General features: G+C 68.6%; 20 protein-coding genes. 13 read left to right on the forward strand and 7 right to left on the reverse strand.

Annotated features, from left to right (window positions below):
- Genes CXB49_RS13170 through CXB49_RS13180 form a run of 3 tightly spaced genes read right to left on the reverse strand, consistent with a single transcriptional unit; the run spans position 1 to position 2107 of the window.
- Positions 1 to 978 carry a GNAT family N-acetyltransferase gene (locus CXB49_RS13170; protein WP_101708827.1) on the reverse strand — a complete coding sequence of 326 codons (978 nt, stop codon included), beginning with the start codon at positions 976 to 978 and terminating at the stop codon, positions 1 to 3.
- A gap of 1 nt (position 979) precedes the next feature.
- The gene (locus tag CXB49_RS13175) at positions 980 to 1180 is read right to left on the reverse strand and encodes a hypothetical protein (protein WP_158300842.1); all 201 of its coding nucleotides are present in this window, start codon (positions 1178 to 1180) and stop codon (positions 980 to 982) included.
- A 51-nt stretch (positions 1181 to 1231) separates the two neighbouring features.
- Positions 1232 to 2107: an EAL domain-containing protein gene (locus CXB49_RS13180; RefSeq protein WP_158300843.1), complete on the reverse strand. Its 876-nt coding sequence runs from the start codon at positions 2105 to 2107 to the stop codon at positions 1232 to 1234.
- Between the two features lie 202 nt (positions 2108 to 2309).
- Here CXB49_RS13180 and CXB49_RS13185 point away from each other — a divergent pair, with 202 nt between their 5' ends.
- The 5 genes from CXB49_RS13185 (at position 2310) to CXB49_RS13205 (ending at position 7537) form a co-directional block, all read left to right on the forward strand.
- Positions 2310 to 3305: a sulfate ABC transporter substrate-binding protein gene (locus tag CXB49_RS13185; protein ID WP_101708830.1), complete on the forward strand. Its 996-nt coding sequence runs from the start codon at positions 2310 to 2312 to the stop codon at positions 3303 to 3305.
- Between the two features lie 491 nt (positions 3306 to 3796).
- A complete protein-coding gene (cysT, locus tag CXB49_RS13190; protein WP_101708831.1) occupies positions 3797 to 4657 on the forward strand; it encodes a sulfate ABC transporter permease subunit CysT in 861 nt (286 codons plus the stop codon).
- Positions 4654 to 5538 carry a sulfate ABC transporter permease subunit CysW gene (gene cysW, locus CXB49_RS13195; RefSeq protein ID WP_101708832.1) on the forward strand — a complete coding sequence of 295 codons (885 nt, stop codon included), beginning with the start codon at positions 4654 to 4656 and terminating at the stop codon, positions 5536 to 5538. Before cysT ends, cysW begins: the two co-directional genes overlap by 4 nt.
- Positions 5535 to 6611 carry a sulfate/molybdate ABC transporter ATP-binding protein gene (locus CXB49_RS13200; RefSeq protein WP_101708833.1) on the forward strand — a complete coding sequence of 359 codons (1077 nt, stop codon included), beginning with the start codon at positions 5535 to 5537 and terminating at the stop codon, positions 6609 to 6611. The genes cysW and CXB49_RS13200 overlap by 4 nt, the downstream gene beginning before the upstream one ends.
- Complete coding sequence (locus tag CXB49_RS13205) at positions 6608 to 7537, forward strand: CysB family HTH-type transcriptional regulator (protein ID WP_101708834.1); 930 nt, start codon at positions 6608 to 6610, stop codon at positions 7535 to 7537. Before CXB49_RS13200 ends, CXB49_RS13205 begins: the two co-directional genes overlap by 4 nt.
- Here the strand turns inward: CXB49_RS13205 and CXB49_RS13210 are convergent.
- Positions 7464 to 8696, reverse strand: a complete 1233-nt coding sequence (locus CXB49_RS13210) for an NAD(P)/FAD-dependent oxidoreductase (protein WP_158300844.1) — start codon at positions 8694 to 8696, stop codon at positions 7464 to 7466. The genes CXB49_RS13205 and CXB49_RS13210 overlap by 74 nt on opposite strands.
- A 125-nt stretch (positions 8697 to 8821) precedes the next feature.
- Between CXB49_RS13210 and CXB49_RS13215 the strand changes: the two genes are divergently transcribed.
- Positions 8822 to 9622, forward strand: coding sequence for a helix-turn-helix domain-containing protein (locus tag CXB49_RS13215; RefSeq protein WP_233492803.1), 801 nt, complete (start codon positions 8822 to 8824; stop codon positions 9620 to 9622).
- A 66-nt stretch (positions 9623 to 9688) separates the two neighbouring features.
- Here the strand turns inward: CXB49_RS13215 and CXB49_RS13220 are convergent, their stop codons facing one another.
- The 3 genes from CXB49_RS13220 to CXB49_RS13230 all read right to left on the reverse strand — a co-directional run bounded on the left by CXB49_RS13220 (position 9689) and on the right by CXB49_RS13230 (position 12960).
- The gene (locus tag CXB49_RS13220; protein WP_101708837.1) at positions 9689 to 10981 is read right to left on the reverse strand and encodes a serine dehydratase subunit alpha family protein; all 1293 of its coding nucleotides are present in this window, start codon (positions 10979 to 10981) and stop codon (positions 9689 to 9691) included.
- Positions 10982 to 11101: 120 nt separating this feature from the next.
- Positions 11102 to 12313 carry an MFS transporter gene (locus CXB49_RS13225; protein WP_101708838.1) on the reverse strand — a complete coding sequence of 404 codons (1212 nt, stop codon included), beginning with the start codon at positions 12311 to 12313 and terminating at the stop codon, positions 11102 to 11104.
- 44 nt (positions 12314 to 12357) lie between these two features.
- Positions 12358 to 12960 carry a phosphatase PAP2 family protein gene (locus tag CXB49_RS13230; RefSeq protein ID WP_101708839.1) on the reverse strand — a complete coding sequence of 201 codons (603 nt, stop codon included), beginning with the start codon at positions 12958 to 12960 and terminating at the stop codon, positions 12358 to 12360.
- A gap of 267 nt (positions 12961 to 13227) precedes the next feature.
- On the opposite strand from CXB49_RS13230, the gene CXB49_RS13235 reads away from it, so the two are divergent.
- Genes CXB49_RS13235 through CXB49_RS13265 form a run of 7 tightly spaced genes read left to right on the forward strand, consistent with a single transcriptional unit; the run spans position 13228 to position 21214 of the window.
- Positions 13228 to 15270, forward strand: coding sequence for a hypothetical protein (locus CXB49_RS13235; RefSeq protein WP_101708840.1), 2043 nt, complete (start codon positions 13228 to 13230; stop codon positions 15268 to 15270).
- Positions 15271 to 15279: 9 nt separating this feature from the next.
- Positions 15280 to 16377: a ferritin-like protein gene (locus tag CXB49_RS13240; protein WP_101708841.1), complete on the forward strand. Its 1098-nt coding sequence runs from the start codon at positions 15280 to 15282 to the stop codon at positions 16375 to 16377.
- Positions 16378 to 16398: 21 nt separating this feature from the next.
- Positions 16399 to 17598 (forward strand): 3-dehydroquinate synthase, encoded by a 1200-nt coding sequence (locus CXB49_RS13245; RefSeq protein WP_199406684.1) that lies wholly within the window; start codon positions 16399 to 16401, stop codon positions 17596 to 17598.
- Positions 17595 to 18803, forward strand: coding sequence for a metabolite traffic protein EboE (eboE, locus tag CXB49_RS13250; protein ID WP_199406685.1), 1209 nt, complete (start codon positions 17595 to 17597; stop codon positions 18801 to 18803). The genes CXB49_RS13245 and eboE overlap by 4 nt, the downstream gene beginning before the upstream one ends.
- Positions 18800 to 19648 carry a UbiA family prenyltransferase gene (locus CXB49_RS13255; protein ID WP_101708842.1) on the forward strand — a complete coding sequence of 283 codons (849 nt, stop codon included), beginning with the start codon at positions 18800 to 18802 and terminating at the stop codon, positions 19646 to 19648. The genes eboE and CXB49_RS13255 overlap by 4 nt, the downstream gene beginning before the upstream one ends.
- A 2-nt stretch (positions 19649 to 19650) precedes the next feature.
- Positions 19651 to 20334, forward strand: a complete 684-nt coding sequence (locus CXB49_RS13260) for an EboA domain-containing protein (RefSeq protein WP_101708843.1) — start codon at positions 19651 to 19653, stop codon at positions 20332 to 20334.
- On the forward strand, positions 20321 to 21214 hold the full coding sequence (locus CXB49_RS13265) for a TatD family hydrolase (protein ID WP_101708844.1): 894 nt from the start codon (positions 20321 to 20323) through the stop codon (positions 21212 to 21214). The genes CXB49_RS13260 and CXB49_RS13265 overlap by 14 nt, the downstream gene beginning before the upstream one ends.
- Positions 21215 to 21216: the final 2 nt, after the last annotated feature.

Genomic DNA, 21216 nt, shown 5'->3' on the forward strand with positions numbered 1-21216 from the left:
TCAGCGCTTGAACAGCGCCATGCCCACCGAGCGCGGCGCGGTCGGCTCGAAGCCGAACTGGGCGTACAGATGCCTGGCGTCGCCGTCGGCGATCAGGCTGATGTAGGCGCTGACCGGCAATTCGCGGTCGATATGGCCGCGTATCGCCGCCATGATGCGCTTGCCCAGCCCGCGTCCCTGGTGCGCCGGCAACACCGCGATGTCGACCACCTGGTAGAAGCCGCCGCCGTCGCCTATCAGCCGCCCCATGCCGACGGTTTCGCCGCCGTGGCGCAGCAGCACCGCGAACAGCGTGCCGGCCAGGCCGCGGCGGGCGGCCTCCTCGGTCTTCGGGCTGAGGCCGGATTCGGCGCGCAGGCGGCGATAGGTGTCGACATCCGGCGTCGCCTCGACCAAGGCGTAATCGTCGTCGCCCGGCACGCCGGCCGGCGCGGCGGCGGCTGATGAGAAGACCAGCGGACGCTGCATCTGCACCTCGTCCAGACAGCGGCCGTCCAACATCACCGCGCCGGGAATCAGGCCGACGCGACGAAAACCGAAAGCCTGGTAAAGCGCCTTGGCCGGCGCGTTTTCGGCATGGACGGCCAGCTCCAGCGACGCCAGCCCCGGCAGCTTGGCAGCCTCGTCCAGCACCGCCTGCATCAGGCCGCGCGCCACGCCCCTGCCGCGGCATTCCGGCCGGGTGAACACGCCCTGCACCGTCGCGCGATGGCGGGTTCTGGCCAGGACGTTGCGTCGCAGCGCGGCGACGCCGACCAGTTCACCGGCGATGAAGGCGCCCAATACCCGTTGCGCGTCGCCGGGTGAGATCTGCCGCTGGATGGCCTCGCTGTCCAGCGCGGCGATTTCGGCGGCGTCGGCGTGGATGGACGCCGGATCGTGGATGGCGGCCGCCACGCGGATCGCCTGGTAGGCGTCGGCGTCGGCGGCGTCCAGCAGGCGGATGGTCCATTCGCCGTTCGCGTCGAAAGTCGTCATGCTACTTCGCCGCCGTCGCGTCGGCGGTCGCGCAGGTAAAGCTGCCGTAGCTGACCGACTTGACCTTGCCCTGGCCGCAGGTCTTCACCGCCTGCTCGGTCATTCTCTGCAATTGCGCCGCGTCGCGGTAACCGTCGGTATTGCCGATCACGCAGGCGGACAAGCCCCACGCGCACACCATTGCCAATGCCAGCTGTTTCATTTCGCCTCTTCCGGACATGCATTCGACCGCATGGTCAAAAATGCAAATATCCTAACAGGCGATTTTGGACAAATCCAGCTCGCGCGCCGCCCGCTGCCGCTTCAGTCGCTCCGACAACAGCGGCCCGGAACAGTGCTCGGCCCCCATTCGCAGCGCCAGCTCCAGCATGTTGTCGCAGACGATGTCCTCGACCGCCAGCGCGAAGCCCTGCTCCACCAATTGCGGCACCAGCGCCAGCAGTTGCTCGCGCACCGTCGGGTACATGATGGCGCGGCCCATGAAGCTGGGCGCCAGCGCCAGCCCGTCCGGCTCCAGCCGCCACAGCCGCAGCAGATCCTGATGGCCGGCGCCGAAATCGCCCAGCCCCACGCCATGCCCGTTCTGACGATAGCGTCGCAGCAGCGACAGGCCGAGCTCGCCGGTGCGCGAATCCAGCAACAGCAGCATCGGCGCCTGGGCGGCCGGAAATTCCAGCACGTCCAGCAGGCGGGCGGTGAAATCGACGATGCGGTCGCTGTAGGCGTGGCAGATGCGCGGATCGACGTCTATCCGCAACGGCAGGTGGCGGCCGTTGCGGCCCAGATGGTTCAGCACGTGCAGCACGCGGATCAGCTTCAGCAGCGCCACCGCCTTGGCCTCGCCGTAATTCATCGCGAACAGCCAGTTGGCCGGCAGCGTCTGGCCGAACTGGCCGAAAATGCGCAGCCGCGCCGCGTATTGCAATAGCTGGCACTGGCCGTCGCGCACGCGGGCCTGGGCGATGAAGCCGCTGCTCAGCCACCAGCCGTCGAAGCTGGCGAACACCTCCTGCTCGTTCCATTGCAGCCGCGCGGCCACGCCCTCCCGCTGCAGAAACTGCTGGCAGGCGGCCAGCATCGCGGGGGTGAAACCGGCGGGCAGCGCCTTGGCGGGCTTGAATCGTTTCATGACCGGGACCGGAAAAGTGGAATTGGCGCCAATATAGTCCCGGACGTGACACTGGAATATATTATTTCCCGATAAGGCTAGCTGTTTTTCGGCAATGCCGTCTTTTGCACGATTTTGCATTTCTATTGCAGATTTTCTTGCTTCCGGCGCCGAGGCCGGGCCGCCTACAGTGCTGAAATCATCCGAAAAGACAGGAAGCACCATGCGCCCGCTGCACCGCCTCGCCATCGCCCTGCTGTTCGCCGGCAGCGCCTCGGCCTTCGCCGACGTCACGCTGCTGAACGTGTCCTACGACCCGACGCGCGAACTCTACCAGGACTACAACGCCGCCTTCGCCAAGTACTGGAAGGCCAAGACCGGCGAGGCCGTCACCGTCCGGCAGTCGCACGGCGGCTCCGGCAAGCAGGCGCGCTCGGTGATAGACGGCCTGGACGCCGACGTGGTGACGCTGGCGCTGGCCTACGATATCGACGAAATCTCCAGCCAGGCCAAATCGATCGCGCCGAACTGGCAGCAACGGCTGCCGAACAACGCCTCACCGTACTCGTCCACCATCGTCTTCCTGGTGCGCAAGGGCAATCCCAAGCACATCAAGGACTGGAACGATCTGGTCAAGTCCGGCGTCGAGGTGGTGACGCCGAATCCCAAGACCGGCGGCGGCGCGCGCTGGAACTATCTGGCAGCCTGGGGCTACGCCTTGAAGCAGCCCGGCGGCAACGACGCCAAGGCCAAGGATTTCGTCAAGAAGCTGTACGGCAACGTCAAGGTGCTGGACTCCGGCGCGCGCGGTTCCTTGATCACCTTCACCCAGCGCGGCATAGGCGACGTGCTGCTGTCGTGGGAAAACGAGGCCTTCCTCGCCACCAAGGAGCTGGGACCGGACAAGTTCGACATCGTCACGCCATCGATCTCCATCCTGGCCGAGCCGCCGGTCAGCGTCGTCGACAAAGTCGCCGACAAGCGCGGCACCCGCAAGGTCGCCGAGGCCTACCTGAAGTACCTGTACAGTCCCGAGGGCCAGGCGCTGGCCGCCAAGCACTACTACCGGCCGCGCGATCCGCAAGTGGCGGCCAAGTACGCCGGCCAGTTCAGCAAGGTGAAGCTGTTCACCATCGACCAGACCTTCGGCGGCTGGCAGAAGGCGCAGAAGACTCATTTCGCCGACGGCGGCGTGTTCGACCAGATCGTGGCGCGCTGAGATATGACGGTAACTTCTGGGCTTACGATAAGCAGCCACGTATTCGATGCGCCCGAGGCCCTTCCAGCCTGCCGACGGGTGGCAGGCCCGAGGTTTTAAGCGGCTGCTTGTTCGAGCCCCGCGACGTTAGCGCGGGGCGAGTTCAGCCGCGCCTCGGGCCTGACGGGGCCCGGCGGGAAGCCGAAGGCCAGGCTTGAGGGTGGCCTTTAGGGGTGGAGGGGATATTTGGCCAAGCAAATATCCCCTCCCTGCCCGCCGGGCAGCCCCGGCAATCAAAATCATCATCCGCGCAGCGGATTCAAAACCAGCCAGATCGTGAACAAACATCTGGACGTCTAACACTCTCCAACCGCCCGCCCCCTCTGCCGGGCGGGTTTATTTCGCCCACCGCCCGCTTTGCATAATATCGAATAAGCATTGAAGAAATACTTATTTTCAGAATAACAATCGCACAGATATCGTTTATTCGGTTATATGAATTGGAATCCACGATGTCAGCGACACTCGCCCCGCCACCCCGCCCTCCCCGCGTCCTGCCCGGCTTCGGCCTGTCGCTGGGCTTCACCATCAGCTATCTGTCGCTGTTGGTGCTGATTCCGCTGGCCTCGGTGGCGCTGCGCGCCGCCGGCCAGCCGCTGGAAAGCTTCTGGCAGGCCGCCGCCTCGCCGCGGGTGCTGGCGTCCTACCGGCTCAGCTTCGGCATGGCGCTGGCCGCCGCCGCCGTCAACACCGTCTTCGGCCTGCTGCTGGCCTGGTCGCTGGCGCGCTACCGCTTCCCCGGCAAGCGGCTGGTCGACGCGCTGGTGGACCTGCCGTTCGCGCTGCCGACGGCGGTGGCCGGCATCGCGCTGACGGCGCTGTACGCCGGCAACGGCTGGCTGGGACAGTACCTGGAGCCCTTGGGCCTCAAGGTGGCCTTCGGCCCGCTGGGCGTGCTGGTGGCGCTGATCTTCATCGGCCTGCCCTTCGTCGTGCGCACCGTGCAGCCGGTGCTGCAGGACCTGGAGACCGAGCTGGAGGAAGCCGCCGCCAGTCTCGGCGCCCGTCGCTGGCAGACCTTCCGCCACGTGATCCTGCCGGCGCTGCAGCCGGCGCTGCTGACCGGCTTCGCGCTGGCCTTCGCCCGCGCCGTCGGCGAATACGGCTCGGTGATCTTCATCGCCGGCAATGTGCCGATGGTGTCGGAAATCACGCCGCTGATGATCATCAGCAAGCTGGAACAGTTCGACTACGCCGGCGCCACCGCCATCGCCTCGGTGATGCTGGGCGCGTCCTTCCTACTGCTGTTGGCGATCAACGGCCTGCAATTCTGGAGCGCGCGCCGCCACGGCCGCGCCGGGAGCGCCCGATGAGCGCCGCCGCCGTCCGCCTGCCCGTCTCCGGCGACAAGGCCGCGTTGCTGGAGGTCCGCGCCGCCACCCGCGAATCGCGCGCCGTCAAATGGACGATACTGGCGCTGGCGCTGGGTTTCTTCGCCGTCTTCCTGCTGCTGCCGCTAACCGTCGTGTTCGTCGAGGCCTTGGCCAAGGGCTGGGACACCTATCTGACGGCGCTGGCCGAACCGGACGCGCTGGCGGCGGTGAAGCTGACGCTGCTGGCCGCCGCGGTGTCGGTGCCGCTGAATCTGGCCTTCGGCGTCGCCGCCGCCTGGGCAGTCACCCGTTTCGATTTCCGCGGCAAGGGCCTGCTGGTCACGCTGATAGACCTGCCGTTCTCGGTATCGCCGGTCGTCGCCGGCCTGATCTTCGTGCTGGTCTTCGGCAGCCACGGCTGGTTCGGCCCCTGGCTGGCCGAACACGGCCTGAGAGTGATCTTCTCGGTGCCCGGCATCGTGCTGGCCACTTTGTTCGTCACCGTGCCCTTCGTCGCCCGCGAGCTGATTCCGCTGCTGGAGGCGCAGGGGCGCGAGGAGGAGGAAGCGGCGGTGGTGCTGGGCGCGCGCGGCTGGCAGGTGCTGTGGCATGTGACGCTGCCCAATGTGCGCTGGGCGCTGCTCTACGGCGTGATCCTCAGCAACGCGCGGGCGATGGGCGAATTCGGCGCGGTGTCGGTGGTGTCCGGCCACATCCGCGGCGAGACCAATACCCTGCCTTTGCACGTGGAAATCCTCTACAACGAGTACAATTTCGCGGCGGCCTTCGCCGTGGCCTCGCTGCTGGCGATGCTGGCGCTGCTGACGCTGGCGCTGAAGAGCTGGGTGGAATGGCGCGGCATCAAGGAAAACCGATCATGAGCATACAAGTAGCAAACATCCGCAAGGCCTTCGGCGGCTTCGTCGCGCTGGACGACGTCAGCCTCAACTTCCCCGGCGGCGAGCTGGTGGCGCTGCTGGGCCCGTCCGGCTGCGGCAAGACCACGCTGCTGCGCATCATCGCCGGCCTGGAGCAGGCCGACGCCGGCCGCGTGCTGCTGGACGGCGCCGACGCCTCCGCCACCGATGTGCGCGAGCGTCAGGTGGGCTTCGTCTTCCAGCACTACGCCCTGTTCCGCCACATGAGCGTGTTCGACAACGTCGCCTTCGGCCTCAGAATGAAGCCGCGCCGCCAGCGGCCGTCGGAGGCCGAGATCGCCCGCAAGGTTCACGAATTGCTGGACCTGGTGCAGTTGGACTGGCTGGCCGACCGCTTCCCGGCCCAGCTGTCCGGTGGCCAGCGCCAGCGCATCGCGCTGGCCCGCGCGCTGGCGGTGGAGCCGCGCGTGCTGCTGCTGGACGAGCCGTTCGGCGCGCTGGACGCCAAGGTGCGCAAGGAATTGCGCCGCTGGCTGCGCAAGCTGCACGACGAACTGCACATCACCTCCATCTTCGTCACCCACGACCAGGAGGAAGCGCTGGAAGTGGCCGACCGGGTGGTGCTGATGAACCACGGCCGCGTCGAACAGATCGGCGCGCCGGACGAGGTCTACCGCTCGCCGGCCAGCGCCTTCGTCTACGGCTTCCTCGGCAGCGCCAACCGCATCCGCGGCCTCAGCGCGGCCGGCGCCGTCGCCGTCGGCGGCCAGACGCTGGCGGCCGATCACCCGCTGCCTGCCGGCCAGCCGGTCGAGGCCTTCGTCCGCCCGCACGAGCTGGCCATCGTGCCCGCCCACGGCGACGGCCTGCCGGCGCGGGTGCAACGGGTGCTGACGCTGGGCGGCCTGTCCCGCATCGAGCTGGAGGGCATGGACGAGCTGGCCGGCCAGCTGTTCGACGCCGAGTTGCCGGCCGGCGACCCGCTGCTGGCGGGGCTGGCGGCCGGTCAGCCGGTGCGGCTGCAAGCGCGCGCCGCGCGCGTGTTCGCGGCGGATGCCCAGGGAGGCGGCGCATGAACTTCCAGCAACTGCGCATCATCCGCGAAACCGTCCGCCAGGGCTTCAACCTGACCGAGGTGGCCAATGCGCTGTTCACCTCGCAATCGGGCGTCAGCAAGCATATCAAGGACCTGGAGGACGAGCTGGGCGTCGAGCTCTTCGTCCGCAAGGGCAAGCGCTTCCTCGGCCTGACCGATCCGGGCAAGGAGTTGCTGACCATCGTCGAACGGATGCTGCTGGACGCCGGCAACATCAAACGGCTGGCCGAGCAGTTCAGCCTGCGCGACGAGGGCCAGCTGACCATCGCCACCACCCACACCCAGGCGCGCTACGCGCTGCCGCCGGTGGTGACGGCGTTCAAGCGCGCCTTTCCGCGCGTGCACCTGGTGCTGCACCAGGCCAGCCCCGACGAGCTGGCGCGGCTGCTGCTGGCCGGCGAGGCCGACATCGGCATCGCCACCGAGGCGGTGGCCGAGGTGCCGGAACTGGTGTCCTTCCCTTACTACAGCTGGCACCACTGCGTGATCGCGCCGCCCGAACACCCGCTGCACGATCAGCCGCTGTCGCTGGAGACGCTGGCCGAGCATCCCATCGTCACCTACCACCGCGGCTTCACCGGCCGGGCCAGGATAGACAACACCTTCGCCGAGGCCGGCCTGGCGCCCGACATCGTGATGGCGGCGCTGGACGCCGACGTGATCAAGACCTATGTCGAGCTGGAGCTGGGCGTCGGCATCGTCGCCTCGATGGCGGTGGACCCGCAGCGCGACGCCGGCCTCAAGGTGGTGGCCGGACCGCCGCTGTTCGGCCAGCAGACCAGCCGCATCGCGATACGCCGCGGCCACTACCTGCGCAGCTACGCCTACCGCTTCATCGAGTTGTGCGCGCCGGCGCTGGACGAGACCCGCGTGCGCCAGGCGCTGAGCCCGGCGACGCAGGAATAGCGTCCGGCTGCCGCCGCAGCAGGCGTTCGGCGCCGGCCCGCGTCTGCGCCAGCGCCCGCTCGGCCCGGACGCGCATATCGGCCTCGTAGCGGGCCACCGCCCGGTCGATGTCGCCGTCGGCCAGGCAGACCGCCAGCATCGCCGCGTCGGCCAGCGCGGTGTTGGCGCCGACGCCGCCGGCCGGACTCATCGCGTGAATCGCGTCCCCCAGCAGCGTCAGCCGCCCGGACGGCCACGCCGGCACGCCGCCGGCCATCCTGACCGAACGTCCCTTGATCGCGTCCACGTCGGTTCCCGCCAGCAAGGCCGCCAGGCTGGCATGCAGGCCGCGCGACGCGTCGGCCACTCTCCGGCGCAAGCCATCGGCCGGCTCGTCGCCGGACAGCGGGCCGCCCAGGCAGGCCTCCCGGCCGAACAAGGCCCAGTAGACATAATCGTCGACCGGGCTCAGGCGGCCGCCCGGGGCGGGTCCGCCCCCCTGCACTGTCGTCGCCGCGGCAAAGCGCATAGGCTCGACCACCAGCGTGAAGCCGTCGGCGAACACCACGGTCGGTCCGTTCAATAGGGCCGGATCGACGCCCGCCAGCGCCGCCTTGCCGTAAAGATTCAGCGCGCCTATCGCTTCCGGCTCCGCCCGCGGCAGCCATTGCCGGCGCAACGGCGAATGCAGGCCGTCGGCAGCCACGAGCAGATCCGCCCGATGTTCAGCGCCATCGGCGCAATGGACGACGATGCCATCGCCGTCGCGCTCGAAGCGCTGCGCCCGCCGCCCCCAGCGGATGCGCGGCCCCAGGCCGTGGCTCAGGATGTCCCGCAATACCTGCCGGTCGGCGCTCAGATCGCCGTCGGCCCGGCCCGCGCCGGCGTTCTCCCGCCAGTTTTCCGGTCGCCGCTCCGGCAGCGGATTCAGCCCCGGATCGACAAAGCGCGCCGGTCCGCTGAGCGCGCAACTGGCGCGGAAGCGCTCGAACAGCGCCGGCGGCAGGCACTGGCTCAGCGCCCGCTGTCCCATCGCGTCTATCCGCAGGCGATAGCCCTGGTTTCGGATCAGCGGACCGGCGTCCGCCTCCAGCACCTCGAATTCGATGCCGGCCCGCGCCAGCCCCTGCGCCAGACACAGGCCGCCGATGCCGGCGCCGACGATGATCACTCGACTCATGATGACTCTCCGTTTCAAATGAAGGCCGCGGCCGGCCACCGCTGACCGCGCGCAAACCATTGTCGGGCGACACGGCCTCGTCGCTATAACGCTGTTTGGACGGAAAATAGTGAATAATGGCCATCATGGAATCGACACCCGCACCCACCGACTTCAGCGAATGGCTGGCAGGCCCGGATCTGATCGCGCTCGGCGGCGGCGACGAGGCCGGCCGCGAGTACCGGTTGGGCACCCGCGAATACGACTGGCACCGGCATGCGCGCGCCCAGCTGTTCTGCGTGAACAACGGGCTGATCCACGTCCAAACGCCGCACGGCGCCTGGCTGTTGCCGCCGCATCGCGCCGGCTACCTGCCGCCGGAGACGCCGCACCGGGTGCGCGTCAGCGGCGCGCTCGACGGCTGGAGCGTCTTTCTGCTGCCGACCCGCTGCGGCCTGCTGCCTGCCCGGCCCTGCGTGCTGGCCATCACGCCGCTGCTGCAGGCGCTGGTGCGACGGGCGGCCTCATGGCGGCCCGACGCGCCGCATCAGCCGGAGCAGCGGCGCGTCGTCGCCGTCATCATCGACGAAATCCGGCTGGCGCCGCGCGAGGCGCTGCACCTGCCGATGCCGGCCGATCCGCGGCTGCGACGCATCGCCGACGCGATGCTGGCCGACCCGGCGGCGGACCGCTCGGCCGACGAATGGGCCGCGCTGGGCGCGCTGTCCGGCCGCAATCTGCGCCGGCTGATCCAGGCGGACACCGGCATGAGCTTCTCGCGTTGGCGGCAGCAGGCGCAGCTGGTCTGGGCGATGGAGCGGCTGGCCTCCGGCCTGGCCGTCGCCCAGGTGTCCGACGCGCTGGGCTACGCGTCGCCCAGCAACTTCATCGCCATGTTCCGGCGCGCGCTGGGCGCGCCGCCGGCGCAATATCTGGCTTCCCGCTGAAACGCGCGGCCCGGCAAGAAAAAAGCCCGGCATGGCCGGGCTTTCCGTATCGTCGACGGACCGCGCTCAGCGCTTGTCCATCATGATCTGCAGGATCTGGGTGTCGGTCTGCGCCATGCCCTGGGTGGCCAGCTTGCCCAGATTGGCGATGGACACGTCGACATCATGGGCGACGATGCCCTCGTTGCCGGTGACGCGGGTGCCGTCCAGCGCCATCAGCACCGCCTTGTAGCCGGAGCCGGCCGATGTCGACACCTTCATCGCGCAGCTGTTGGACGCGCCGTCGCAGATCATGCCGGCCAGGTCGCCTATCATGCTGGAGATCGCCATGCTGACCGCCGGGTAGCCGCCGTTCAACAGCTGCGCCATGCCGGCCGCCGCGCCCATCGACGCGGTGGTGACGGCGCACAGCGCCGACAGCTTCGGCAAACGGGTATGGATGTATACGGCGATCAGGTGCGACAGCGCCAGCGCGCGGATCAGCGTTTCCCGGTCCGCCTTGACGTGCTCGGCCACCGCCACCACCGGCATCGTCGCGGCGATGCCCTGGTTGCCGGAGCCGGAATTGCTCATCGCCGGCAGCGTGGCGCCGCCCATCCGCGCGTCGGACGCCGCGGTGGTGCGGGTCAGGATATTGGACAGCAGGCCTTCGGACAGCAGGCCGGCCTCGATCTGCCGCTGCAGCGTCGCGCCGATGTGCAGGCCGTACTTGCCGCTCATGCCCTCGTCGGCCAGCGCGCTGTTCAGCACCGCCGCCTCGTGGATGAAGGCGATGCTGTCCAGCGGCGCGCGCATCGCGAACTCGTAGACGTCGCGCGCGGTGGCGTCGCCCAGCTCATAGCTTTCCAGCGGCTTGGCGTCGGCGGCCTCGCGCTTCAGCTTCACCTCGCCGTTGCGCTCTATCCTGATCACATTGGTGTGGGCATCGGCGATGGCGACGCGCGCGCACTCGTCGCCATGCCAGACACAGGCCTCGGCGTACAGGATGTTGGGCACGGCGGCCACGCCCAGCTTGACCTTGCCGTCGGCCAGCATCTGCTTGCCGGCGGCGACCTGCTCGACGGTCAGATTCTTCAGCACTTCCAGCCGGGCGTCCGGGTCGCCGCCCAGCGCGCCGACGGCGGCCGCGATCGGCAGGCCGACGGTGCCGGTGCCCGGCACGGTCACGCCCATGCCGTTCTTCATCAGGTTGGCCGACACCAGCGCGTCGATGCGCTCCGGCGTCTTGCCCAGCTCGCGCGTCGCCAGCGCCGCCGCCAACGCCAGCGAGATCGGCTCGGTACAGCCCAGCGCCGGCACCACTTCCTGTTTCAGAGCCTTGACGAACTCCGGCCACAAGCTAACTTCACGTTCAGACATGCTCACTCCGCCCACACATAACAAATGAATATAAGCAAATAACTTTTATACACTTTACCACCATCCGACCGCCGCGCGCTTAAAAAACAGGCAACCGAGTCGCGATAAGGACAGTATCGATCACAAACGACTCTTCCACCGCAGGCGCGCGCTCAACAGCAGCGCCGCCGCCGCGAACAGCGCGCCGCCATGGAAGGTGGCGGCCGCCCCCCAGCGCTGCCACAAGGCGCCGGCGGCCACGCTGGCCAGCAAGGCGGCCGCGCCGCAGATCAAATTGAACAGGCCGAAGGCCGAACCGCTCAGTCCCGGCGGCGCGCGCTCGGCCACCCAGGCCGAAAGCAAGCCCTGGCTGCATCCCAGATGCAGGCCCCACAACAGCGCCCCGACCAGCAACAGCGGCGCGCCGCGCGCCCAGCCCAGCGCCAGATCGGCCGCGATCAACAAGAGCAGCGAGCACTGCAGCAGGCTCGCTCGGCTGACGCGGTCGGACAGGCGGCCGAGCGGATAGGCGCTCAGCGCGTAGCTGGCCGACATCGCCGCCATCGTCAGCGGCGCCCAGGCCGGCGACGGCCCGAGCTGCGCGCCGCGCAGCACCAGGAAGGCCTCGCTGAAGCGCGCCAGCGTGAACAGCCCGCCCAGCGCGGCCACAGCCCAGAAGCCGGCGGAGAATCGGCAAAGAATGGCCCGGTTGAACAAGGACGGGCGCGGCGCCTCCCGCGCCGGCGCGGCCGGCTCCCGCACCCACAGCCAGATCGCCGCCACCGCCAGCAGCGCCGGCGGCACCGACCACCACAACGCGCCGCGGATGTCGTCGCGGTAGACCAGCATCAGTCCCATGGCCAGCAGCGGCCCGAGCACCGCGCCGACCGTGTCCATGCTCTGGCGCAGGCCGAAGGCGGCGCCGCGGATCTCGGCCGGCGTAATGTCGGCGATCAGGGCGTCGCGCGGCGCGCCGCGCACGCCCTTGCCGACGCGATCGACAAAGCGCGCCAGCAAGACGGTGGAGACGGAATGCGCGAGCGGAAACAGCGGCTTGGACGCGGCGGCCAGGCCATAGCCCAGCAACAGCAGCGGCTTGCGCCGGCCCAGCCAGTCGCTGAGCGGGCCGGAAAACACCTTGCAGATCAGCGCGGTGGCCTCGGCAACGCCTTCGATCAGGCCGATCACCAGCGCCGGCGCGCCCAGCGTGCCGGCGAGAAACAGCGGCAACAGGCTGTGGGCCAGTTCGGACGAGACGTCCATCAGCAGGCTGACGACGCCGAGCGCCCAGACGCCGCGCGGCATCGCCGGGCGGCCGGGGGAAGAGGACGGCGGTGCGGACGGTGGCGGCATCAGGACTCCCGGCAAGGCGAGACGCCGGCCGGGAGCCCGAAAGCTCAGTGCCTGATCAGCCCGGCGGCGATGGGTTTGGCCAGCAGGCGGCGGTACAGCGATTCCAGGCCGGCGGTCAACGCCGTCCCCTGCCGCGCCCACAACGGCGACAGGCTAGCGTACCAGAAGACGGACACCAGCAAGGCGCCCAGCATGTCCAGCGGGAAATGCACGCCGAGAAACACCCGGGACCAGGCGACGGCCAGGCCGGCGATCGCCAGCAGCCAGCCCCAGCCGCGCGCCGGGCTGAAACACCAGCACAGCGCCATCACCGCGAAGATGGTGCCATGGTTGCTGGGGAAGGACGGCGTCGCGTCGTGCAGCAGGAAGGTATGGCCCAGCGGCATCGCGAACGGGCGCGGATGCGGCCAGGCGAGACCGATCAGCCAGTTGCCCAGCAAGGCGACGCCGGTCAGCAGCGCCGACTTCAGCACGGTATCGCGCAGGGCCGGCCGGCCCCACAGCCATAGCGAGGCCAGCAGCAGCGGCAACAGCATCAGCACATCCTTGGCGATGAAGGTGGCCAGCTTGATGGAGAACGGGGAGGTTTCGGGCGTGGCATTGATCAGCAGGAACAGCGTTTGATTCAGGGATTCGAGTGCGTGCATCGTCGTGGCGTCTGGCGCCGGCCGCGGCCGGCAAAATCCGGAAGTCGAAACTGGCAATCTTAGGACGATTTGCCCTCCGCTGGCTGCCCTTTCGCAAAAAAATACCGTAGGCATGCCCGGCCGGGCGGCGGCGCTTACAAGCGCCAGGCCCTTATTACACCTGATATAAAGGACAGCCATAGAGATTTGCCTGTCATTAATCGCCCTTCCTATGCTGGCTAAGGCCCCTCCCGCAATGAATGCCACACGCCCTCCGGAGAGACAGGCATGAGCTATCTCGACACGCCCCGCATCAACTTCACCGGCGTCTTCCAGGCCGACCCCTCCACCGTCAACAACGACGTCCGCTATTACGACAACGCCGCCTTCCGCCCCGAATACCAACGCCAGCGCTACCCCGGCAACGGCCCCGAGGGCGCCGAAGGCTACTGGAATCCGGAAGGCACCGGCATCTTCCGCTTCATCGAATGCAAGATCACCGGCGGCCAACTCGGCGACCAGATACTGGACTCGCCGAAACAAGACCCGGTCATAGGCCTGAGGCTGGAAAACGCCGACCGGCGCCCGCCGGGCAAGATCGTCGACCTCGATCCGCAGATGCAGTACGTGTCGCAGCTGTGGGGCGTGCAGCTGCGGCTGGCCGCCCCTGGCCATAGCGCGCTGTTCTGCGGCGACTTGCTGCCGGTGGCGCTGATGAATCTGTGGCAGCGACAAATCAATGCGCAGACTGCGGAGCAGCCGATGGCCGCCAACTATCAGTCGATACTGCACAACGTCGACTGGCACGGCGGCATAGACTCGCCGCTGCTCGACGCCTTGCGCCAGGCTACCGCCGAGGGCCTGCTGGCCGTCAATTTCAATCTGTACGGCTACACCCGCAACAACCAGAGCAACCGCTTCACGATGGGCCTGGTCAGCGGCAGCATAGCTCCCTACCACGTCCGCGAGCCCAAGCACTTCGTCATGGGCCGCCACCTGACGACGCCGCTGCAGCCGACAGGCCCCAACGGCGCGCCCTTCCCCACCCAGCCGCTCGGCGGCGTCTACGGCTTCCAGTGCCTGAACCGGCCGAAGCAGCAGACGCTGTACGCCGACTTCGGCCTGGCGCTGCCCATCGTCGACTCCACCGGCGAACTGCACAATATCGGCACGCTGACGCTGGCCCTACTGAAGGACAGCACCGATCTGATACCGACCAGCGTCGATGTCGAGCAGTTCGCCGCACTGGGTACCGTCGACTATCAGCAGCGCGGCTGGTACGCCAGCACGGCCGGCATCCAGGGCTTTAACTACGCCGTCGGCGACGCCGAGCTGCCGGCCGCCGGCGACAGCCCGGAACAACTGCAACGCAAGCTGAAGACGCGCGAGCACAAGGACTTCGTCGCCACCCATCTGGAACAGCGGCCGCTGCTGCTGCTGGGACCGCAGAAGATAGACGGCAGCTACCCGGTGCTGAGCTACGAGGCCGCCGACGGCCGCTACGTCCGCGCCGACGGCCATGTGTTCCGGCTGAACCCGGACAAGCCGCAGCCGGTGGACTTCTACGCCAGCCACTTCGGCCTGCCGCTGTCGACCCGGCTCTACGCCTGGCAGCTGCCGCCCGGCAATCCCAACAGCAATCCGATGGGCGGCACCGGCATGGGCGACAATGCGCTGACGCCGCCGGTGCCGACGCCCGAGGTCGGCTTCCCAGAAACCAGCCTGGGCCTGCCGCCCTGTCTGGACACCAACGCCGACGGCAAGGGAACGCTGGCCGTCGCCGCCCATCCGCCGCTGGGCGACGCGCCGCGCGGCTATATCGACGGCCAGCTGTACGCGCTGAGCTATGGCTTCCAGCCGCCACCGGACACCCGCGCCGGCCGAATGGCCACCGCGCCCGGCGGCCCCTACTGCGAATACTGGAACTTCGTCAGCCTGCTGGCCTTCAACCGGGTCGCCGTTCCGCTGCAACCGACCTGGGAACGCGACATCCAGCCGATCCTGAAGCAGTACGGCAATCTGTATCCGATCATGAGCCGCCACCTGGTCGATCTGGGCGACTACGCCTCGGTCAGCGCGCACCGCCGCGCGCTGCGACTGGCCTTTTCCTTGCCGCCCAGCGATCCGAACTACATGCCGGTATCGCGCGACCTGTCCGACGCCAAGCGCGAAATGCTGCTGGAGTGGCTGGACGCGCTGCCGCCGGACAATCAGCCGCAGGCCCAGCCGGCGGAACCGGAAATCATCGAGATCGAACTCAGCCCGGACGAGGCGCTGCGCAAGAAGCCCGCCCGCGTCGCCAAACCGTCGCGCCAGCAAACGATCAAGTAAGGAGCCGCCATGCTCAAGATCGATCCGAAATTCGTCCGCGAGCTGCTCGCGGCCACCACGCCGGAACAGCTGCATTTCTTCCTGCAGAAGGCGGTGGAACTGGAGCACAGCACCATCCCGCCGTATCTGACGGCACAACTGTCGCTGAAGCCGGGCCAGAACCGCGAAATCGGCGCGCTGATACACGGCATCGTGATGGAGGAGATGCTGCACATGACCATCGCCGCCAACATCCTGATCGCCATCGGCGGCCATCCGCGCATCAACACCCCGGACTTCATTCCGCGCTATCCCGGGCCGCTGCCGATGGGCATAGGCGGCGATCTGATCGTCGGCATAGAAGCGTTCAGCCTGGAGTTGACGCGCGACGTCTTCATGGAGATAGAGGAGCCGGCCGATCCGGTGCCGATACACCAGCTCAAGCAGCTGTACGCCGCCAATCAGCCGGCGCCGACCTTCCACACCATCGGCGAGTTCTACGACAGCATCAAGCTTAAGCTGACCGAGCTGTCCGGCCAGATCCGCTTCGGCCACCGCGACAAGCAGGTGCTGCACTATTTCCCCGAGGCGGTGCTATTTCCCATCGTCGACCTGGACAGCGCCCTCGCCGCCATCGACGTCATCATCACCCAGGGCGAGGGCGTTCGCGGTTCGCCATACCAGGATCCCGACGCGCCGGAAAAGCTGCAGGACCTCGCCCACTACTACAAATTCGACTCCATCTACCACCAGCGCGAGATCACCCCCTGTCCGGACGGCGACGGCTTTTGTTTCGATGGCCGTCCGATACCGTTCGACCCCCAGGGGGTCTGGCCGATGCCGCCGACGCCCAAACCCGAGGACTATCCGCAAAACACCCAGGAGCGGACGCTGATCGAGCGCTTCGCCTACAGCTACAGCAGCCTGCTGAACGCGCTGCACCGCGCCTTCAACGGCGAGCCGGCCCAGATGGACACCGCCATCGGCCTGATGTTCGACCTGAAGGTGCTGGCCGCCAGCCTGATGGACCCGGCCATGCTGCTCGGCTACAAGGAGAGTCCGGCCAGGCGGCCGATAGGCCTGAGCTTCGTCTACCGCGATGTGCAGAACGGCATGAGCTACGACTGACGCGCCCCCATGGAGACAGCGATGTCCGAATCCGATCCGATGCCGCCTTTCGAAACCGTCATGCAGCGCTTCAGCGTGTCTTTCGCGTATCCGGTGCTGTTCACCCGGGCGCTGCTGCAGGCGGACAACGCGACGCTGCGCCACGCCATCGCCCGCGACGACGCCGGCGTCCGCCACCGCTTCGTCGCCGTGATAGACCAGGGCGTGGCCCAGCACAGGCCGGGCCTGGCCGCCCAGCTGGAACGCTACGCCGAACACCACGCCAACGCCCTGCTGCTGGCCGCCGCGCCGCGGCTGCTGCCGGGCGGCGAGGCGGTGAAGAACGATCCGGCGATGCTGGAGGCGCTGCAGCAATGGCTGCACGAACAGCACATAGACCGGCATAGCGCCGTCGTCGTCATCGGCGGCGGCGCGCTGCTGGACATGGCCGGCTTCGCCGCCGCCACCGTCCATCGCGGCGTCCGCGTCGTCCGCGTGCCGACGACGGTGCTGGCGCAAAACGACTCCGGCGTCGGCGTCAAAACCGCCGTCAACGCCTTCGGCAGCAAGAACTTGCTCGGCAGCTTCGCCCCGCCGTACGCGGTGGTCAACGACTACGACTTCATCGCCACGCTGCCGACCCGCGCCCGCATCGCCGGCATGGCCGAAGCGGTCAAGGTGGCCGCGATACGCGACCTCGATTTCTTCTGCTGGCTGGAAGAACACGCCTCGCGGCTGGGCCGCGGCGACGACGAGGCCTGCCGCTACCTGATCCGGCGCTGCGCCGAACTGCATCTGCGCCACATCGGCACCGCCGGCGACCCGTTCGAGTTCGGCAGCGCCCGCCCGCTGGACTTCGGCCACTGGGCGGCGCACAAGCTGGAGGCGATGAGCGGCTACCAGCTCAGCCACGGCGAGGCGGTGGCGATAGGCATGGCGCTGGACACCTGCTACGCGGTGCTCAGCGGCCTCTTGCACGTCGACGCCGCCAGCCGGCTGTGCCGGCTGCTGGAAAAACTGGGCTTCACGCTGTGGACCCCGCTGCTGGAATGGCGCGACGGCAGCGGCCGGCATCAGGTGCTGGCCGGCCTGGACGAATTCCGCGAACACCTGGGCGGCGAGCTGACCGTCACGCTGCTGCAGGCGCTGGGGCAAGGCGTCGAAGTCCACAAAATGGACCGGGCCATGCTGGAGGACAGCATAGGCTGGCTGCGCCACGGCATCCCCGAGGCCTGCTCGTGAGGCTGGACGGCGGCGATGCCGCCCTCGGCCATCTATGCTATTGCAGCAACATCCATCCGGGCGAAAGCTGGGACCAGACCCGGTCGGCGCTCGGGCGCTATCTGCCGGCGGTCAAGGCCAGGGTGTCGCCGGACGCGCCGTTCGGCGTCGGCCTGCGGCTGTCGGCGCTGGCCGCCCAGCAGCTGGAGCGGCAGGCCGATCTGCTGGCCGAGTTCCGCCAGTTCCTGACCCGCCATGGCCTGTATGTCTTCACCATCAACGGTTTTCCCTACGGCCGCTTCCACGGCGCCGGCGTCAAGCAGCAGGTCTATCAGCCGGACTGGCGCCGGACCGAGCGGCTGGAATACAGCAACCGGCTAGCCGTCCTGCTGGCCGGGCTGATGCCGCCCGAGCTGTCCTGGGGCAGCGTCAGCACCGTGCCCGGCGCCTTCGCCGCCGACGCCCGCGCCGACGCCGACTCGGCCCGGGCGATACTCGACAATCTGCTGCACCACGTCGCCTTTCTACAGCGGCTGCACCTGGAAAGCGGGCGCTGCATCCGCCTGGCGCTGGAGCCGGAACCGGCCTGCCTGCTGGAAACCAGCGCCGACGCCGTCGCCTTCTTCGAAGACCGGTTGCTGTCGCCGGTGGCGATGGAGCAGCTGGGACGGCTGTGCCGTTGCCCGCCGCGCCACGCCGAGACGCTGCTGCGCCGCCATCTGGGCCTGTGCCTGGACTGTTGCCACGCCGCGGTGGAATTCGAAGACCCCGACGACAGCCTGAACCGGCTGGAGGCCGCCGGCATAGACATCGTCAAACTGCAACTGAGCGCCGGCCTCAGGCTGCCGGCCGTCGGCCCGGAGCACCGCGCGCTGCTGCGGGACTTCGCCGAGGACAGCTATCTGCACCAGGTGGTGCAGCGCGGCGCCGGCGGCCTGCGCCGTTTCGACGATCTGCCGGCGGCGCTCGACTGCCTGGACGAGGCGGCCGGCGCCGAATGGCGCATCCATTTCCATGTGCCGCTGTGGGCCGGGCAACTGGGCGCGATGGCCGGCACCGGCGATTTCGTCGCCGCCGTGCTGGCGCGGCATCGCAGCCGGCCGATCAGCGATCACCTGGAGGTGGAAACCTATAGCTGGAGCGTGCTGCCGGCGGCCTACCGCGAGGCCGAGCTCGCCGACGCCATCGCCCGCGAACTGGACTGGGTCAAGGAGCGACTACGATGATGAACTGGCGCGCCGCGCTACAACTGGGACGGGTGTCCAATCTGCCGACGGTATGGAGCAATGTGGCCGCCGGCGCCGCGCTGTCCGGCCTGCCGCCCGGCCTGCCGGTGCTGGCCCGGCTGCTGCTGGCGCTGTCGCTGATCTATATCGCCGGCATGTTCCTCAACGACGCCCACGACCGCCGCGTCGACGCCATCGAACGGCCGGAGCGCCCCATCCCGTCCGGCCGCGCCGGCGTCGCCGAGGTCTTCGTCTGCGGCTACGCGATGCTGGCCGGCGGCGTGCTGCTGCTGGCCGGCCTCGGCGTCCCCGCGCTGCTGGCCGGCCTGCTGCTAGCCGGCTGCGTTGTCGGCTACGACCTGCACCACAAGCAGAACCGCTTCAGTCCGCTGATCATGGGCCTGTGCCGCGCCCTGGTCTACGTCACCTCGGCGCTGGCGGTCACCGGCGGCCGGCTGCCGCCGCCGGTCTGGCTGGGCGCGATGCTGCTGCTGGCCTATCTGGTCGGCCTCAGCTACGCCGCCAAGCACGAGAACCAGGGCCGCATAGGCAAGCTGCTGCCGTTGTGCGGGCTGGCCGCGCCGCTGCTCTACCTGTTCACCCAGCCGCCGGGCTGGATCGCCCTGCTGTGCCTGGCGCTGTTCGCGCTATGGGTGGTCCGCTGCGTCTGGCTGGCCTTCCGCCGCCAGCCGGACATCCGCGCCGCCGTCGGCGGGCTGATCGCCGGCATCTCGCTGAACGACGCCTTCCTGATGGCGATGCACGGCCTCCCGCTGTGGGCGCTGGGCGGCGCGCTGGCCTTCGTGCTGACCCACCGCTTCCAGCAACGCGTCGCGGGGACCTGAACATGCTGGCCACCCTGTTGCAGGCCGAGCTCGACCAGGCCGCCCAAACCCACCCCGACGCCCAGGCCTGGCTGCGACAGCTGCCGGCCGCCGTCGCCCGGCCCGACGCCGAAGCGCTGCAGCGGCTCTACGCCGCCGCCGCCCGCAAGCTGAGACCGCTGCCGCCGCCGACGCCGGCGCTGCGGGACGCCCTTCGCGAAGCCGGCGCCGTCGCGCCGGCCGACTGGTCGCCCGGCGACATCGGCCGCCTGCTGCTCCTGCTGCTGGCGCGGCCGCCCGAAGGCGGCCCCCAGACGGAAACCCTGCCGTGGCGGCTGTTCCGCGGCGGCGACGCCGGCGAGCAGCAAAGCCTGCTGCGCGCCTTGCCGCTGTTGCCGCGGCCGGAGGCCTGGCTGGAATTGGCCGTCGACGCCTGCCGCAGCCACATCCAGGGCAATTTCGAGGCTATCGCCTGCGAAAACAGCTACCCGGCGCGCTTCTTTCCGGAGGCCAACTTCAACCAGCTGGTGCTGAAGGCGCTGTTCACCGGCGCCTCGCTGCTGCGCGTCGACGGCCTGCGGCGGCGGCTGACGCCCGAATTGCTTCGCATGGTCGCCGATATGGCCAGCGAACGGCGCGCCGCCGACCGCGCCGTTCCCGCCGACATCCAACTCGTCCTGAAAGGAAGCCGCTATGAAAATGTTTGACCCCCATATCCACATGAGCTCGCGCACCACCGACGACTACCAGGCGATGCACCGCGAAGGGATTCGAGCCATCGTCGAGCCGGCCTTCTGGATGGGCCAGCCGCGCACCCACGTCGGCACCTTCGAGGACTACTTCCTGTCGCTGCTGGGCTGGGAGCGCTTTCGCGCCGGCCAGTTCGGCATCCGCCATTTCTGCACGCTGGGCCTTAACCCCAAGGAAACCAACAATCCGGTCGTCGCCGACGGCGTGATCGCGCTGCTGGACCGCTACCTGGACAAGGACGGCGTGGTGGCCGTCGGCGAAATAGGCTTCGACGACGAGACCGCCGCCGAGGAGCGCTATTTCCAGCTGCAACTGGAGCTGGCGATCAAGCACGAGCTGCCGGTGCTGGTGCACACCCCGCACCGCGACAAGAAGGCCGGCACGATACGCAGCCTGGCCCTGGTCCGCGACAGCGGCATAGACGAATGCATGGTGCTGATAGACCACAACACCGAGGAGACGCTGCCGCTGGTGCTGGACAGCGGCTGCTGGGCCGGCCATTCCATCTATCCGGACACCAAGATGAGCGAACCGAGGATGGTGGCGCTGGTGCAGCAGTACGGCAGCGAGCGCATCATCGTCAACAGCGCCGCCGACTGGGGCATCAGCGATCCGTTGAAAGTGCCCAAGACCGCCCGGGCCTTCCGCGAAGCCGGCATCGACGAGCAGCAGATCGAGACCATAGTCTGGATCAACCCGATACGCTTCTTCGCCCAGAGCGGCAAGCTGGACATCGCCGAGGCCGAAACCGCGGTCGGCGTCGACCAGCGCCGGCAATGGCAGGGCAACTCGGTGCTGCGGGGCCAGCAGCCGCAAGTCGACGCGCTGGACGGCTGAGC

The organism is Chromobacterium sp. ATCC 53434 (genome assembly GCF_002848345.1).
GTDB lineage: Bacteria > Pseudomonadota > Gammaproteobacteria > Burkholderiales > Chromobacteriaceae > Chromobacterium.

Excerpts from the sequence above, each read along its gene's own strand:
- CXB49_RS13225 (WP_101708838.1), bottom strand. The coding sequence starts at position 12,313 with ATGCCGCCACCGTCCGCACCGCCGTCCTCTTCCCCCGGCCGCCCGGCG.
- CXB49_RS13200 (WP_101708833.1), top strand. The coding sequence starts at position 5,535 with ATGAGCATACAAGTAGCAAACATCCGCAAGGCCTTCGGCGGCTTCGTC.
- CXB49_RS13170 (WP_101708827.1), bottom strand. The coding sequence starts at position 978 with ATGACGACTTTCGACGCGAACGGCGAATGGACCATCCGCCTGCTGGAC.
- CXB49_RS13180 (WP_158300843.1), bottom strand. The coding sequence starts at position 2,107 with ATGAAACGATTCAAGCCCGCCAAGGCGCTGCCCGCCGGTTTCACCCCC.
- CXB49_RS13255 (WP_101708842.1), top strand. The coding sequence starts at position 18,800 with ATGATGAACTGGCGCGCCGCGCTACAACTGGGACGGGTGTCCAATCTG.
- CXB49_RS13205 (WP_101708834.1), top strand. The coding sequence starts at position 6,608 with ATGAACTTCCAGCAACTGCGCATCATCCGCGAAACCGTCCGCCAGGGC.
- CXB49_RS13230 (WP_101708839.1), bottom strand. The coding sequence starts at position 12,960 with ATGCACGCACTCGAATCCCTGAATCAAACGCTGTTCCTGCTGATCAAT.
- CXB49_RS13245 (WP_199406684.1), top strand. The coding sequence starts at position 16,399 with ATGTCCGAATCCGATCCGATGCCGCCTTTCGAAACCGTCATGCAGCGC.
- CXB49_RS13185 (WP_101708830.1), top strand. The coding sequence starts at position 2,310 with ATGCGCCCGCTGCACCGCCTCGCCATCGCCCTGCTGTTCGCCGGCAGC.
- cysW (WP_101708832.1), top strand. The coding sequence starts at position 4,654 with ATGAGCGCCGCCGCCGTCCGCCTGCCCGTCTCCGGCGACAAGGCCGCG.
- cysT (WP_101708831.1), top strand. The coding sequence starts at position 3,797 with ATGTCAGCGACACTCGCCCCGCCACCCCGCCCTCCCCGCGTCCTGCCC.
- CXB49_RS13220 (WP_101708837.1), bottom strand. The coding sequence starts at position 10,981 with ATGTCTGAACGTGAAGTTAGCTTGTGGCCGGAGTTCGTCAAGGCTCTG.
- CXB49_RS13175 (WP_158300842.1), bottom strand. The coding sequence starts at position 1,180 with ATGAAACAGCTGGCATTGGCAATGGTGTGCGCGTGGGGCTTGTCCGCC.
- CXB49_RS13260 (WP_101708843.1), top strand. The coding sequence starts at position 19,651 with ATGCTGGCCACCCTGTTGCAGGCCGAGCTCGACCAGGCCGCCCAAACC.
- CXB49_RS13265 (WP_101708844.1), top strand. The coding sequence starts at position 20,321 with ATGAAAATGTTTGACCCCCATATCCACATGAGCTCGCGCACCACCGAC.
- CXB49_RS13210 (WP_158300844.1), bottom strand. The coding sequence starts at position 8,696 with ATGAGTCGAGTGATCATCGTCGGCGCCGGCATCGGCGGCCTGTGTCTG.
- CXB49_RS13215 (WP_233492803.1), top strand. The coding sequence starts at position 8,822 with ATGGAATCGACACCCGCACCCACCGACTTCAGCGAATGGCTGGCAGGC.
- CXB49_RS13240 (WP_101708841.1), top strand. The coding sequence starts at position 15,280 with ATGCTCAAGATCGATCCGAAATTCGTCCGCGAGCTGCTCGCGGCCACC.
- CXB49_RS13235 (WP_101708840.1), top strand. The coding sequence starts at position 13,228 with ATGAGCTATCTCGACACGCCCCGCATCAACTTCACCGGCGTCTTCCAG.